This window comes from Lysinibacillus sp. FSL K6-0075 (genome assembly GCF_038592945.1).
Taxonomy (GTDB): Bacteria; Bacillota; Bacilli; order Bacillales_A; family Planococcaceae; genus Lysinibacillus; species Lysinibacillus fusiformis_F.
Genome location: NZ_CP151947.1, coordinates 1,023,645 through 1,037,835, shown reverse-complemented (window position 1 = coordinate 1,037,835; position 14,191 = coordinate 1,023,645). Strand labels below are relative to the sequence as shown.

The following is a 14,191-nucleotide window of genomic DNA, read 5'->3' as shown; positions in this document are numbered from 1 at the left end:
ATTCCTCCGTTCACTCAACATCTTACCTATTCTACCATAACAGCACCATTCACAATAACTAATATCATATCAAAATATGGCGGATACCCAATCTCTTTGCGGGAATATAAAAAAGCTATTCCTATTACGTTTAAGCAATAGAAATAGCTATAAGTTATTGGGTTATACGGTTTCAGATTCCTTTGAATGCACTCGCTTCATGAAGTCATTGACATCAGCAGGAACTTTACGATCTAGTAATGACACGATAATAACAGATAAGAAGCCAACAGGCACCGTCACAATACCTGGAATTTTAAACTGTAAGAAGCTTGGTAACGTTCCTGGTAAAAAGATCATCCACATAGATACGCCAAGTCCAATTAGTAATCCTGCAATAGCCCCCTTTTCTGTCATGCCTCTCCACCAAATACCTAATATAAATATTGGTGTGAATGTACTTGCTGCCACAGTAAAGGCGAGCGCCACTAAATGACCAATGGATGCATCCTTTACAAGTAATCCCAATGCTCCATATAAAATACCTAATAATACAATGGCCACTTTCCCTGCAATAACACGTTGTTTTTGTGTAATATCCTTTTTCATGATGTTGGCATATAAATCATGAGCTAGTGCGCCTGAGCTTGTAATAAACAGTCCTGAAAGATTGGAGAAAATAGCTGCAAATGCTCCTGCTATGACTAATCCAAGTAGCCATTTGCCACCTAGTGCAAGGGCTGTAGTAGGAATCACCATATTATTTCCACCTAGCACTAAATCGCGCATAACTTCCTCACTAGCTGTTCCAGAAATGAAAATAGATCGACCTACAACACCTAAATAAACAGCTAATAGGAAGAACGCACTTGCAATCCCAATGGCCATGAGTGCAGATTTACGGGCTGCTTTAGCACTCGGATTTGTATAAAATCGTAATAAGATATGAGGAAGTCCAATTGTTCCTAGCGCTAACCCAATTGTCATACTAATTGTTTGCCAGAATGTTGGGAAATAGAAGCCCGTGCCTGTCCAAGCAGCACCATCAAAGTTTATATCATTGCCATCTAAGGCATACGGTGAAGTGCCTGTGATTGGACCACTAAATGAATGGATGGCTGCTAAAATTTTATCGTAATGTAAACCACCATAAACCGCTGCAATTAACATCACGATAAACGCACCAAGACGAATCCATAACTCTAATGCTTGGTTGATGGTTGTCCCTTTCATACCACCAATTCCTACATAAAAAATCATAACAACACAAGTAAAAATAATGCCAAATTCATAAGAAGTACCAAAAAACATACTTAAAATTTGTGCAGCACCTAATAATTGGGGAGCTGCATAAAAGCCGGAAATAGCTAAAACCACCGCCACCGCTACAAGCCGTGCTCGTTTACTGTGAAAACGATAGCCTAAAAAATCTGCAACGGTAAATGCACCAAAACGTCTTAAAGGACCCGCCACAAAAATCGCTAATAATGTTAACCCAATGGAGAAGCAAAAAGCATAATAAGCACCATCATATCCAAGTTGAAATGTTAAACCTGCGATGCCCAGGAATGTTGCTGCACTTAAGTAATCCCCACCAATGGCAGAACCATTTGTAAACCATCCGAAGCTTCGGCCACCTACAAAGAAATCCGATGCGGTTGCATTTCTTTTTGTTAAATACGTAATGTATACAATCGTTCCCATCAAAGCAATGGTCATTAACATCTTTGGTTCTAATAGAGCTTCCATCATTCAACATTTCCCCCTTTATTCCAACTACTTATTTGCTATATCGTATTTTTTTAGTCGTTTCTCGTACATAGCAGTGTGAACATATGCAATAATAAATGCCATAGCCATCATCACAATTGTTGTCACAAACCATGTGACTGTCATACCACCCCAGATCCTCTTGAATGCAAATGCTGGCGCAAACCAATTCATAATAGGGATACTAAAAATCACAATAAAGTAAAATATCGATAAACCTAAACCTGTTTTAAATTCATCTTTCATAATTTTGTTTGTTGTTGCATCTAAAGGTGGTAGATCTTTCACATCAACTGTTCCTGCTTCTACATAGTCATAATCATGACTGCCTACTTCCGCCATAAGCCAACTCCCCCTTTTCGTATCAGTAAATAATTATCTGAAATTTCAAATTATTATTCACTACAATTATTCTATTCTATTTCAACTTCAATATAGATATAAAATTTTGCTGTATTAGTACAAATAATTGCTATTTTAAGTTAAAATATTTTTATCTTTTTATTCGTAGGAGGCTGGTAGCATTTTAAAGGTGGTATGGTATATGGAAAGCTCATTTGACAAGCAGCAAATGAGTGAATGGTTAAAAGAGGTTTTACCAAACGCTTTAGAGGAATGTAAAATGCCTAAGCCAGAAGATGAGGTCATTATTGTCTATGAAGTAAACCGGTTATTTGATTGGGTAAAAATTAATCGCTTAAAAAGAAACTATCCTAATAGTATAATTGTCCCGTTTGTTACAGAACACCTCACCTACTCGACTGGTATAGCAATTGAATTAGTTTTACCTGCACTTCTCATAAAACCATTACAAAAATCAAAATTTTTACGAATCGTAAAAAAACTGTACACATCCTATCAGGAAAAAAAAGCAAGTACACTCACAATGCTTGAGCTATCACAACAAGTATCCCAACAACATACCTCTCCGTTCAGAGAAGCATTTTTAAAACGTCTGATCCGTGGAGAAATTGACGATGAACAAGAAATTATACAATCCGCATCATTTTTATCGACAAGCTGTATTCCTAATATTGTATTTTTAATTCAGGGCTATATTGATGGAGACGATAAGAGAGCTATCCCACATGATGCGAGTAGTAGTATTACAACCGTTTTTCGCCAATACTTTGCTGACAAGGCCCCATTATCCTTTTTACATTTTGAACGCTATTTACTACTTCTTATGCGAATTCCGTCTAAGTACAACTCTTTTAAACATTGGGCAGAGGGTGAAGCCTGTCTATTAGAGGTGATCGAGACACTAAAAAAGGACCACTCTATTCATCTATTTATGGGGATTGGTGGTGTATTTCAGGATGCTATGCATGTGAAGGAATCCTATAGTCAGGCTAGAAAAGCACGTAGAAAACCACCTATCCATAACATTCACATCAGGTATTACGAAGATTTAACAAAGCATGAGCAGCTTCAAAAAGCTATTCAGTATATTGAAGAACATTATGACGAACAGCTGACCATACGTGATGTTGCAAAATATATTAGCTTTAGCCCAACTCATTTTAGTAGACTATTTAAAAAAGAAACGGGTCGCAATTTCGTTGACTATGTTGCTTATACGCGCATTATCAAAACCTTACCTTTTTTACGCAAGTACGACTACACCGTAGAAAAAATCTCCTCCACCTGTGGCTTTAATACACCAAATTACTATAGTTTAACCTTTAAAAAATATGTAGGAATCTCTCCAACAGACTACCGCAATACGACAGAAATTTTATTTAAATAATCTAGAAAGAATCTGCAAAAACCTCATGAAAAAAAGCAAGCCCCCATCAAGGAGACTTGCTTATCATCTACATGAGAATGCAGATTCTTATTTTTCATAGCATTACACGTAATATTTTTCTACAACTTCTGCACAGCGAGCGCATACTGTAGGTTGTGCCTCATTTGCACCAACTGTTTCAGAAATTGACCAGCAACGCTCACATTTCTCACCTGTCGCCTTCTCAACAACAATGGAAACATGCTCAAGTGCTAAAGCTTCAGCAGGCGCTTCTTCTATGGCAGCTACCTCGAAAGCTGAAACGATGGAAAGTTGTGCAAAGTCAATGTTGGCATCGTTCAATAATGCGACAATGTCCTCTTTTGCATAGACAGTCACTTTTGCTTCAAGTGATTTACCAATTGTTTTCGCATTACGTGCTTCCTCTAATGCTTTTAAAATATCATCGCGTACATCAATAATTTTTTCCCATTTTGTGCGTAGGCTGTCAAAATTCGCTTGAACATCTACCTCTGGGAAGTCCGTTAATTGAACAGAAGCCTCTTCTACAATACCTTGAGCATTTAGGTAAGACCACATTTCATCTGTTGTATGTGGGATAACTGGTGTCATGATTTTAACCAATGTCATTAATGTATCATAAATAACTGTTTGCATCGCACGACGATCTTTATTGTCATGACCCTCAATATAGACAACGTCTTTTGCAATATCCAGATAGAATGAAGATAACTCTACAGCAACAAAATTATTGACTACATGATAGACAGCAGCAAAATCATAGCGATCATATGCAGCACGTACAGTTTTTAAGACATCTTGTAAGCGCATATACACATATTGATCCATTTCACGAAGCTCTGCATAAGCTACACGATCTTTCTTAGGATCGAAATCAGCAATATTACCATGTAAGAAACGGAATGTATTACGAATTTTACGATACACTTCAGATACTTGCTTTAACATATCCATAGAAATGCGCACATCTGCTGTATAGTCAACAGAAGCAACCCATAAACGAAGAATGTCTGCGCCATACTGATCCATTACTTTTTGTGGGATAATTACATTCCCTAAAGATTTACTCATTTTACGTCCTTCACCATCAAGAACGAAACCATGTGTTAAAAGTCCTTTATATGGTGCATAGCCGTTAATCGCTACAGATGTAATAAGAGATGAATTAAACCAACCACGGTGTTGGTCAGAGCCTTCTAAATAGAGATCAGCTGGATATTTCATGCCACGTTCTACCAGTACACCTTGGTGTGATGAACCTGAATCGAACCATACGTCCATAATATCATTTTCTTTTGTGAATTCACCGTTCGGGCTTCCTGGATGTGTAAAGCCTTCTGGCAATAATTCTTTTGCTGTTTTTTGGAACCAAATATTTGATCCATGCTCACGGAATAATGCTGAGACATGACTAATTGTTTCAGGTGTAATAATTGGTTCACCATTTTCAGCATAGAAAATCGGAATCGGCACACCCCAAGCACGTTGACGTGAAATTACCCAGTCTCCACGATCACGAATCATATTATAAAGACGCGTTTCTCCCCAAGCTGGTGTAAATGCTGTTGCTTTTACAGCCTCTAATAACTCTCCACGGAATGCTTCAACGGATGCAAACCATTGAGGTGTCGCACGATAAATAACAGGCTTTTTCGTACGCCAGTCATGTGGGTATGAGTGCGTAAAGAAATCAAGCTTTTCTAACGCTTCTACTTCTTTTAGTTTTTCTGTTACTAGTTTATTCGCATCATTATAAAACACGCCTTCAAAGCCTGGTGCCTCATCTGTATAACATCCACTATTATCAAGAGGGCTAAGAATACCTAAACCATACTGTTTACCAATATGATAATCGTCTTCCCCGTGTCCTGGTGCTGTATGAACACAACCAGTACCCGCTTCAGCTGTTACGTGTTCGCCTACCATAATAAGAGATTCACGATCATAGAATGGATGCTGTGCTACAATACGATCTAGTGCCTCACCTTTTACTTCCTGTACAACCTCATAGTCTTCCCATCCAAGCGTATTTGCCACTGACTCTAATAATTCTTTGGCGATGATGAATTTTTTATTAGCCACCGCTACTACGACATAGACAAATTCAGGATTCAAAGAAATCCCTAAGTTTGCTGGTAATGTCCAAGGTGTTGTTGTCCAAATAATAAATTTTGCGTCTGCTGGTACAACACCTTTTGCATCCTTAATAGCAAAGCTTACATAAATGGACGGTGATTTGATATCCTTATATTCAATTTCAGCTTCCGCTAGAGCAGATTCAGAAGATGGTGACCAATAAACTGGTTTTAATCCTTTATAGATATAACCTTTTTCGGCCATTTTACCAAATACTTCAATTTGACGTGCTTCAAACTCAGGCTTCAACGTAATATAAGGATTTTCCCAATCCCCACGAATGCCTAATCGACGGAATTGTGTACGTTGATTGTCAATTTGCTCATACGCATACTCTTCACAAAGTTGGCGGAATGCTGCTACTGACATTTCTTTACGCTTTACACCTTTGTTCGTCAATGCTTGCTCAATTGGTAAACCATGTGTATCCCAACCTGGAATATAATTTACATGGTAGCCAGTCATAGAACGATGACGTGTAATCATATCCTTCAATACTTTATTTAAAGCATGGCCGATGTGGATATCACCATTGGCATATGGAGGGCCATCATGTAGAACAAATTCTGGGCGATCTTCCGTACGCTCCATTTGTAATTTGTTAATATCCATAGCATTCCATTTTTCTTGCATTTTTGGCTCATTTGCCGGTAAGTTTCCACGCATTGGGAAATCTGTTTTTGGCATTAATAAAGTATCTTTGTATTCAACCATTAAAATTCCTCCTTTATTTTACATAAACAGGTAGACATTCTTCTCATACGACAGTTATTGGCAAACTTATCTAAAACGATTCGGGAACAAACAAAAAAAGCCCTCAATCCCACTAAGGGACGAGAAGCTTCTACTCGCGGTACCACCCTACTTGTAGCACAAAAAAATTGCACTACCTCTTAAAAGCACATTTAACGTCGTGCATCACGAAATAACCTACTTTTTTCAGTTATTTAGCTCAGAAGTGATGTTCAATGCTAGTTGTATGTTTGGGCTCTCACTGTCCCCAAATCGCTTAACAACGCCTAACAAATACTGTCTTCGTCTCTGCTTTTATGCATATCTGTTCAAAATAATTACTATTACAAAGTATATGAAATTCAAACAATCGCGTCAAGTTTCATTTGTCAATTGCAACAATTAAAAAGAAAAGTTAAATATCTTCAGAATCCTGTGCTTCCTCAACAGATGCTTGAATTTCTGTTAAATCAATATCATATTGCAGCAAATGATCCCAGTCATCTGCATTAAGTAAATCAAGCTGTGCTTCTACAAGCATCTTGAAACGATTACGGAATACCTTAGATTGCTTTTTAAGCTCATCAATTTCAATCGTCACCTTACGAGCCTTCGTCAAAGCTTCATTGACAATTCGATCAGCATTTTTTTCAGCTTCTTTTACAATGAGCTTCGCCTCTTTTTGAGAGTTTCTTCGCACTTCATCAGCCGCTTCTTGTGCAACGACAATAGACTTCTGCAAAGTTTCTTCTAAGGAGTTAAAATGTCTCGCTTGTTCTAAGGCCATCTCTAATTGTTTATCAACTTCTTTTTTTTCACGAAGCAGAATTTCATAGTCTTTAATAATCTGATCTAAAAATTCATTTACTTCATCTTCAGCATAGCCTCTGAAGGCTTTTGTAAACTCCTTATTATGTATATCAATAGGTGATAATGGCATACAATCCTTCTCTCCTTTACATGTACATTCGTAATTCCTATTATACAATTGTTCCGACAACTTAGCAGTAAAAATTAATGAAATTTACTTCACTTTCAGCTTTTTTGGGCCAATCGACCGACTTGTAGACGGATTTTATCTTTTTTTGTTCGGCCTTCAGTCATAATAATTTTCACACGACCACTTCCTCGTATCGATAAAATATCTCCCTCTTGTAATTCAAAAGCAACTGTGTCTCGTTCTGTCCAATTAACACGTACTTTTTTCCCAGTAATGAAAGCTTGAGCTTTTTGGCGTGATACATTTAAGACAGTCGCAATAATTACATCTAAACGCATCGAAGATACCGTATGAGATTCCTCCAACCATTCTTCCTCATTTACAATAAGGGAATCCGCTTCTTTTAAAGACTCAATATGCACCTTTACTTTACCAATACCCGTTAAATGTAAACGAACATATTCTGCTACCTCCTGAGCTACAATGAATTGCACCTGGTAATCATTAACTCGAATATCACCAAATTTACCACGGTTTAAACCTAATGATAGCAATGCACCTAAAACATCAGGATGTCGTAATTGAACAAATTTCACAGGATATTGAATCGTAAATGCCACCAACTGAAAGTCTTCTTCTGTCGCTTCATAGTAAGTAGGAAAAATGAGCATACGCTGCCTTTCTGCTCCATCAAATAAACCTGTGCATGCCGTTTTCAGCGTATCATCCTGCCCGATAATAGAGGTCACAATAAAACGTTGTCTTGGATCAAGAAAATCTGTCAGCTTAGGCGCATAACGATCTTCCACCTCACGTTGCCAACTTATTACCTGTTCAATAAAGGGTTGTTCTTCTTTTCGAAAATGCTGGATTAAGTGTTCCATCTTGTTGTCTCCTCTTTCACTAGTTCCGTTTTGCTTTGTTAGTTGGAAACTTAGTATTCCCAATTAATGACGTTTGGACATCATTGTTTTAAAAATTTTTTATTAGTCGCTTTAGTAGCGGAGTAATTCTTTTTTACTTGATACTTCGTGTTGCATCAAAATAAATAAAAAATCCCCACTAAAACGTGAGGATTTACTTCTAAGCGAACATAAAATATATTTTCTGAATGACTATATAAAGCCCTCTTTCTATAAAATTCAGCATAAAGATGGCCACAATTGGAGAAATATCAATCATACCAAGCGGCGGAATAAACTTCCTAAAAATCCCTAAATATGGCTCACATACTTTTTCAAGCATTCGACCAATGGCTGAATTTTGAGCGGCAGGCACCCAAGACATTAAGATATATGCAATTAGCATAAATGAATAAATCTTAAATGCTAATGATACATAACTAAGTATTAAAAGAAAAGTCATATAAACTACAATCCTCGCTATTAATTATCGTCTAAAATAAAGTTTGTAATTTCACCAGTCACTTCTACATTATCTGGCGTACACAGGAAAATATCCTTACCGATACGTTGAATATCACCAGCAAGAGCATAGACTGTGCCACTTAAAAAATCAATAATGCGTTTACCTTGTTCTCGTTCAATACGTTGTAAATTAACGATTGTTGCACGCTTATTTTTTAAATGCTCTGCGATATCCTGTGCTTCTGCATAAACTCTGGGTTCTATTAAAACAACTTTTGCTCCCTTAGAACTCATAGCTGCCTGCAAACTGACAATGTTATTAGGAGTTGCTGAACTTTGTGGCACAATTTCATGAATAGGTGCTTTACGTTCTTTCATCATTTTTTTAGGCTTTACTGAATGAATCGGTTGCTGTTGTTGTATGGGTTGTTGTTGCTGAATAGGAGCTTGCGTGATTTCTTCTTCTAATTCTTCTTCAAGGTAAAAGAAGTTTTTAATCTTATTTTTCATGCTCATCCTGTTCCCCTCTTTCATTTCCAACAAGAGCCGTTCCGACTCGAACAAAAGTAGCCCCTTCCTCTACCGCAATTTCAAAGTCATTAGACATGCCCATTGATAACTCGGTACAAGGTGCGTGTGCGAATCCTTGCTCGGCTATTTGCTGTTGACATTGTTTTAATTGCTTGAAAACAGAGCGAATGATTGCTTCGTTTTCGGTGTTTGGTGCCATTGTCATTAAACCTACAACTTGAATCTTTGTAAAACCTTTTAAGGCTTCTACAAAAGGCAAAACTTCTTCGATAGTTAAACCATGTTTTGAATCTTCGCCAGAAACATTTACTTGTACAAAACATTTAACAGGTTGATCTGCTCTTTTTTCAATTTCTTCTGCCAAACTCAAACGATCTAAGGAGTGTAAATAATCAATGCTGTTAATCACTTGTTTTACTTTACGTGTTTGAAGCGACCCAATATAATGCCAGTGTACATCAGCATGAATCTCAGTAATTTTACGATGTAAACCTTCTGGTCTATTTTCACCTAAATGAGTGAGTCCTGCTTCAATTGCTTCTTGCGTTCTTTCAACAGAAACTTCCTTCGTCACCGCAATTATTTGGACTTTATCGCCCTCACGATTCCCTTTTTTTTCTGCTGCTGTTATTAAATCATTTAGTTTGTTTAAATTTGTTAAGATTTTTGTCACTGTTTTTCCCAACTTTACAACAATAGTTTCTTTTATTGTAACAAGCAATGCTTGATTTATCAATGAATAGCCTGACCTATGTCAGCTTACAATCCTCACAATTTTATTGACCATATGTTTTAGGAAAGTGCTTTGACTAAAATGACATCCTTGCCAACGACAAGCACATCCTTCATATAGACTTTTCTCACAGACTCTTCGCCTTTAAAAAAACCAAGATATTTGCGAGGCTCTGCAATTAAAAATGCTGTCACATAGCCCGTTTCTTTTGATACTTCGGCATCTATCACAAAGCCTATAAATCGTCCATTTCCTGCTTCAATGACTTCTTTTTGTTGTAACATCGAAAAACGCAATGACATACCTCCTCTATTGTTTACTTTCGTACATTCATTTCTACCATCAAACTTTGCTGTTACTATATATTTATGTATCACTTGTTGATTGAATGAAGATAAAATGCGCACCGAATAATACGATGCGCATTTTTTTATTTGTAATCTTTTTGCATTGTTTCAATTGCATTTTTTTCAAGACGTGAAATTTGTGCTTGAGAAATCCCAAGTTCTTTGGCAATTTCAGTTTGGGTCTCTCCATAATAAAATCGTTTGGCAACGATCATTTGCTGACGTTCATCTAGCTTTTGCAAGCTTTCCTTTACCGACACATAGGCAACCCATTGATCCTCAGATACATCATCATCTCGTAATTGGTCCATCATATAAACAGCATCTCCGCCATCTGAATAAATGGGCTCTTGTAATGAAACTGGATCTTGAATGGCATCTAAAGCAAATAAAACATCTTCCTTTTTCATGTCAATCATCTCAGCAATTTCTTCAATCGTTGGTTCACGCAAATTATCGGTTATCCATTGCTCTTTTGCCTGCATTGCCTTATAAGCTATATCTCTTAGAGAGCGAGATACACGCAATGCATGATGATCACGCAGATGGCGACGAATTTCACCAATAATCATTGGTACAGCATATGTCGAAAATCGTACATTATGCTTTAAATCAAAATGATCAATGGCTTTCATGAGGCCAATACAGCCCACTTGAAATAAATCATCTGCCTGTTCACCTCTATAGGCAAATCTCCCGACAATACTAAGCACTAACCTTAAATTGCACATGACAAGCTCTTCTCTAATCTCAGTTTCTCCAGCTTGTAACCGGATGAAGAGTTCCTTCATTTCCTCGTGCTTTAGAATTGGCAAAGTCGATGTATCTAAGCCGCAAAGATCTACTTTTGTTCGCATATTCGATTCCTCCGGATGTTATTCTCTGACTAAACCGTGACATCAGTTTGTCCGAGAGAAACAAGAATATGCAAAAAAGCTGCGACCAATTTTAGGTAGGTTAAATTTCCCTTTCTACGAAATTGGCTGATTTAAATTTTCACGTAAATCTTGAATAATTTTCTTTTCTAAACGGGAAATATATGATTGCGATATGCCTAAATGATCTGCCACTTCTTTTTGTGTCATTTCAACTTTTCCATTGAGACCAAAGCGACATTCCATAATATATCGTTCACGCGCACCTAGTAAATTAATAGCATGAAACATGTGCTGACGTTCAATTTTCTTCTCCACATTGTCTAGAATAATATGCTCTTCTGTTCCTAAAATATCTGACAGTAATAATTCATTTCCATCCGCATCAGAGTTTAGTGGCTCATCTAAGGAAACTTCACCCTTCATACGACTTGTTTTTCGTAAATGCATTAAAATTTCATTTTCAATGCAGCGTGATGCGTATGTTGCTAGCTTAATATTTTTATCCGTATTGAACGTCTCAATCGCCTTTATTAAGCCAATGGAGCCAATGCTAATTAAATCTTCAATTGGCGTTCCCGTATTATCAAAACGTCTAGCAATATAAACAACAAGACGTAAATTACGTTCAATTAGTGTGTCTCTAGCTCGTAAATCACCGTTCATAAAGGATGCAATGACTGTAACTTCTTCTTCTCGACTTAATGGCACTGGCAATGAATCATTTCCCCCTATATAGTACGTTTCACGACTCCGAAACTTACTCCATAATTTTTTCAAGCTAGCAAGTAGCCTAAGAAGCAATAGTTCTCCCCCTCTATGAGTTATTTGAAAGCGCTGAAAAATGTAAAATTGCTGCTGTGCTATGTGGAAAATTTTTAGCTTTTTTGGTTAAAACGATATATTCATTCATTTTCACTTGCGATGGCTCCCCCTTTATATGCCACTCATCAAAGCGAAAACCAAGGACAACGGTTTGCTGTTGTACGGTATTGACATGAATAAATCGTATATAACGCTGATAATCTTCTGAAAACATAGATACATTGTACGGATCTGTTTCTTGCCATTCCATTAATGATTCCCGGAACGCTGAAGGTAAATGTGGCCTCAAAGCAGTATAGGAAACGAAATGAACCGGTTTTCCTGATAATGGCTCAATGGCTTGATTTCCTGTGTCTACAAAGGCCGAAAGTGGTATCTTTGCCCCAAAGATTGTTAAAGTTGTATCAAATACAAATTGACCACTTAAGCGTTCTAACTTTACAAAACCCCATTGCTTATAAAATGCAACAAGATTTAAAACGGCAAGCAAAAAGCAAATCATAATGAAATGGGTGGCAGAAAGATTTTTTAAAAAAGGTTGTAGAGCTGTTAACAATCCGCCAATAACGATCGTTGCTGTTAATACAATCGGTCCTTGCTTCTGAAAGCTTCGAATCTTGAAGTGAAACGCTATACCAATTAACAATATAAAACTAAGAATTGTCGTCCACAGCATTTGACCGCCAATGACAGCTACAAAACTACTACAAATAGAACTCATTAATAATCTTGAATTTTTTACAAGGACTCCTGTTACTCTTGCCGTAAACGTGAGTATCGCTAGATTAAAAAGCGTATTAATGAGCACCAGCCATTCTCCATACATAACAGCCGCCTCCTACTTACAAAGTTAGCACGTTACTCCCACAAATATTGTCAAACAATCGCATCATTTCCTAAAAATGTTTTGACAAAAAACATGGTTTCCTTACACATTTGAACATCATGACAGCCAATATAAAAAGCTCGTATTTTACATATGTAAAATACGAGCTTTTTAGAAGTTAGTTAACCACGATTTTTGCGGTTACGTAAAAATGCAGGAACCTCAAGCATGTCATCCTGTGCATAATTTTGCTGATTTTGACGTGGCTGCTCATGTTGAACATGCATTTCTTGTCGTTGTTCACGAATTGGTGCTTGTTGCTGTGGAGCAGATTGTCTGTTCATGTTAAGTGTCGGTTTTGCTGTAGGGCGTTGTTGCTGTAAAGCTTCCTCTGTGAAGCCTGTCGCAATGACCGTAACAATGATTTCATCTTTAAGATTTTCATTAATGACAGAACCGAAAATCATATTTACCTCTTCATCTGACGCTGAAGCTACGATATCTGCCGCTTCTTGTACTTCAAATAAGCTAAGATTTGAACCACCTGTGATGTTCATAAGAACACCTTTAGCGCCATCAATGGATGATTCAAGCAATGGACTTGAGATAGCTTTCTTCGCCGCTTCAGAAGCTCGGTTTTCGCCTGTTGCGATACCAATTCCCATTAAGGCTGAACCTTTGTTAGACATAATCGTTTTCACGTCTGCAAAGTCTAAGTTAATAAGACCAGGTGTAGCAATTAAATCTGAAATACCTTGTACACCTTGACGTAAAACATTATCGGCTTCTCTAAAGGCTTCTAACATTGGCGTTGATTTATCAACTATTTGTAATAGCTTGTCGTTTGGTATCACAATCAGTGTGTCCACAGATTCTTTCATACCGCCAATTCCACCGATTGCTTGTGTTTGACGCTTACGACCTTCAAAAGTGAATGGACGTGTTACAACACCTACTGTAAGAGCTCCCAATTCACGTGCAATTTGTGCAATCACTGGTGCTGCACCAGTACCCGTTCCACCGCCCATACCAGCAGTCACGAATACCATATCTGCACCTCGTAAAACCTCTTCTAGCTGTTCTCTGCTCTCTTCTGCAGCTTTTTTTCCTACTTCAGGATTTGCACCTGCACCTAATCCACGCGTTAATTTAGCCCCAATTTGTAGCCTCACTTCCGCTTTGGATAAATTTAATGCCTGTGCATCCGTGTTAACCGCGATAAAGTCAACACCTTGTACACCATGTTCTATCATTCGATTGACAGCGTTGTTACCGCCGCCACCAACACCTATGACCTTTATTACTGCAAGTTCATCAACACTTGTATCAAATTCTAACATATCTTTTTCCTCCCACGGT

The 14,191-nt window shown here is 37.5% G+C and carries 14 protein-coding genes and 1 other annotated feature; of the genes, 1 reads left to right on the top strand and 13 read right to left on the bottom strand.

All coding sequences use genetic code 11. The features are described from left to right. Positions 1–162: 162 nt before the first annotated feature. Together MHB65_RS04830 and MHB65_RS04825 are read right to left on the bottom strand one after the other, a co-directional pair. On the bottom strand, positions 163–1,731 hold the full coding sequence (locus MHB65_RS04830; RefSeq protein ID WP_205441865.1) for a cation acetate symporter: 1,569 nt from the start codon (positions 1,729–1,731) through the stop codon (positions 163–165). Between the two features lie 24 nt (positions 1,732–1,755). Then, positions 1,756–2,091 (bottom strand): hypothetical protein, encoded by a 336-nt coding sequence (locus MHB65_RS04825; protein WP_205441863.1) that lies wholly within the window; start codon positions 2,089–2,091, stop codon positions 1,756–1,758. 202 nt (positions 2,092–2,293) lie between these two features. Here MHB65_RS04825 and MHB65_RS04820 point away from each other — a divergent pair, with 202 nt between their 5' ends. After that, positions 2,294–3,499 carry an AraC family transcriptional regulator gene (locus tag MHB65_RS04820; RefSeq protein ID WP_342442657.1) on the top strand — a complete coding sequence of 402 codons (1,206 nt, stop codon included), beginning with the start codon at positions 2,294–2,296 and terminating at the stop codon, positions 3,497–3,499. Positions 3,500–3,601: 102 nt separating this feature from the next. On the opposite strand, the gene ileS is transcribed toward MHB65_RS04820, so the two are convergent. The 11 genes from ileS to ftsZ all read right to left on the bottom strand — a co-directional run bounded on the left by ileS (position 3,602) and on the right by ftsZ (position 14,172). Next, on the bottom strand, positions 3,602–6,370 hold the full coding sequence (ileS, locus tag MHB65_RS04815) for an isoleucine--tRNA ligase (protein WP_342442656.1): 2,769 nt from the start codon (positions 6,368–6,370) through the stop codon (positions 3,602–3,604). Positions 6,371–6,482: 112 nt separating this feature from the next. Further along, positions 6,483–6,707: a binding site (T-box leader), on the bottom strand. Between the two features lie 96 nt (positions 6,708–6,803). Beyond that, positions 6,804–7,328, bottom strand: coding sequence for a DivIVA domain-containing protein (locus MHB65_RS04810; RefSeq protein WP_131521621.1), 525 nt, complete (start codon positions 7,326–7,328; stop codon positions 6,804–6,806). A gap of 95 nt (positions 7,329–7,423) precedes the next feature. Continuing rightward, a complete protein-coding gene (locus MHB65_RS04805; protein ID WP_342442655.1) occupies positions 7,424–8,212 on the bottom strand; it encodes an RNA-binding protein in 789 nt (262 codons plus the stop codon). 199 nt (positions 8,213–8,411) lie between these two features. Beyond that, a complete protein-coding gene (locus MHB65_RS04800) occupies positions 8,412–8,693 on the bottom strand; it encodes a YggT family protein (RefSeq protein WP_205441848.1) in 282 nt (93 codons plus the stop codon). A gap of 20 nt (positions 8,694–8,713) precedes the next feature. After that, entirely contained in the window at positions 8,714–9,211 is a 498-nt protein-coding gene (locus MHB65_RS04795; protein ID WP_205441846.1) for a cell division protein SepF, read from the bottom strand. Continuing rightward, entirely contained in the window at positions 9,195–9,899 is a 705-nt protein-coding gene (locus tag MHB65_RS04790; RefSeq protein ID WP_342442654.1) for a YggS family pyridoxal phosphate-dependent enzyme, read from the bottom strand. Before MHB65_RS04790 ends, MHB65_RS04795 begins: the two co-directional genes overlap by 17 nt. 119 nt (positions 9,900–10,018) lie before the next feature. Continuing rightward, a complete protein-coding gene (locus MHB65_RS04785; protein WP_225340754.1) occupies positions 10,019–10,261 on the bottom strand; it encodes a YlmC/YmxH family sporulation protein in 243 nt (80 codons plus the stop codon). A 128-nt stretch (positions 10,262–10,389) separates the two neighbouring features. Continuing rightward, on the bottom strand, positions 10,390–11,163 hold the full coding sequence (sigG, locus tag MHB65_RS04780) for an RNA polymerase sporulation sigma factor SigG (RefSeq protein WP_004227313.1): 774 nt from the start codon (positions 11,161–11,163) through the stop codon (positions 10,390–10,392). Positions 11,164–11,277: 114 nt separating this feature from the next. Beyond that, positions 11,278–11,985, bottom strand: a complete 708-nt coding sequence (gene sigE / locus MHB65_RS04775) for an RNA polymerase sporulation sigma factor SigE (protein ID WP_009373518.1) — start codon at positions 11,983–11,985, stop codon at positions 11,278–11,280. A 13-nt stretch (positions 11,986–11,998) separates the two neighbouring features. After that, on the bottom strand, positions 11,999–12,832 hold the full coding sequence (locus MHB65_RS04770; protein WP_342442653.1) for a sigma-E processing peptidase SpoIIGA: 834 nt from the start codon (positions 12,830–12,832) through the stop codon (positions 11,999–12,001). Positions 12,833–13,014: 182 nt separating this feature from the next. After that, complete coding sequence (ftsZ, locus tag MHB65_RS04765; protein WP_205441840.1) at positions 13,015–14,172, bottom strand: cell division protein FtsZ; 1,158 nt, start codon at positions 14,170–14,172, stop codon at positions 13,015–13,017. Positions 14,173–14,191 lie beyond the last annotated feature (19 nt).

Bases quoted from the DNA above. Each gene is read 5' to 3' on its own strand.
- MHB65_RS04800 (WP_205441848.1), bottom strand. From the start codon at position 8,693: ATGACTTTTCTTTTAATACTTAGTTATGTATCATTAGCATTTAAGATT.
- MHB65_RS04825 (WP_205441863.1), bottom strand. From the start codon at position 2,091: ATGGCGGAAGTAGGCAGTCATGATTATGACTATGTAGAAGCAGGAACA.
- MHB65_RS04795 (WP_205441846.1), bottom strand. From the start codon at position 9,211: ATGAGCATGAAAAATAAGATTAAAAACTTCTTTTACCTTGAAGAAGAA.
- MHB65_RS04820 (WP_342442657.1), top strand. From the start codon at position 2,294: ATGGAAAGCTCATTTGACAAGCAGCAAATGAGTGAATGGTTAAAAGAG.
- MHB65_RS04805 (WP_342442655.1), bottom strand. From the start codon at position 8,212: ATGGAACACTTAATCCAGCATTTTCGAAAAGAAGAACAACCCTTTATT.
- ileS (WP_342442656.1), bottom strand. From the start codon at position 6,370: ATGGTTGAATACAAAGATACTTTATTAATGCCAAAAACAGATTTCCCA.
- MHB65_RS04830 (WP_205441865.1), bottom strand. From the start codon at position 1,731: ATGATGGAAGCTCTATTAGAACCAAAGATGTTAATGACCATTGCTTTG.
- MHB65_RS04770 (WP_342442653.1), bottom strand. From the start codon at position 12,832: ATGTATGGAGAATGGCTGGTGCTCATTAATACGCTTTTTAATCTAGCG.
- sigG (WP_004227313.1), bottom strand. From the start codon at position 11,163: ATGCGAACAAAAGTAGATCTTTGCGGCTTAGATACATCGACTTTGCCA.
- MHB65_RS04810 (WP_131521621.1), bottom strand. From the start codon at position 7,328: ATGCCATTATCACCTATTGATATACATAATAAGGAGTTTACAAAAGCC.
- ftsZ (WP_205441840.1), bottom strand. From the start codon at position 14,172: ATGTTAGAATTTGATACAAGTGTTGATGAACTTGCAGTAATAAAGGTC.
- MHB65_RS04785 (WP_225340754.1), bottom strand. From the start codon at position 10,261: ATGTCATTGCGTTTTTCGATGTTACAACAAAAAGAAGTCATTGAAGCA.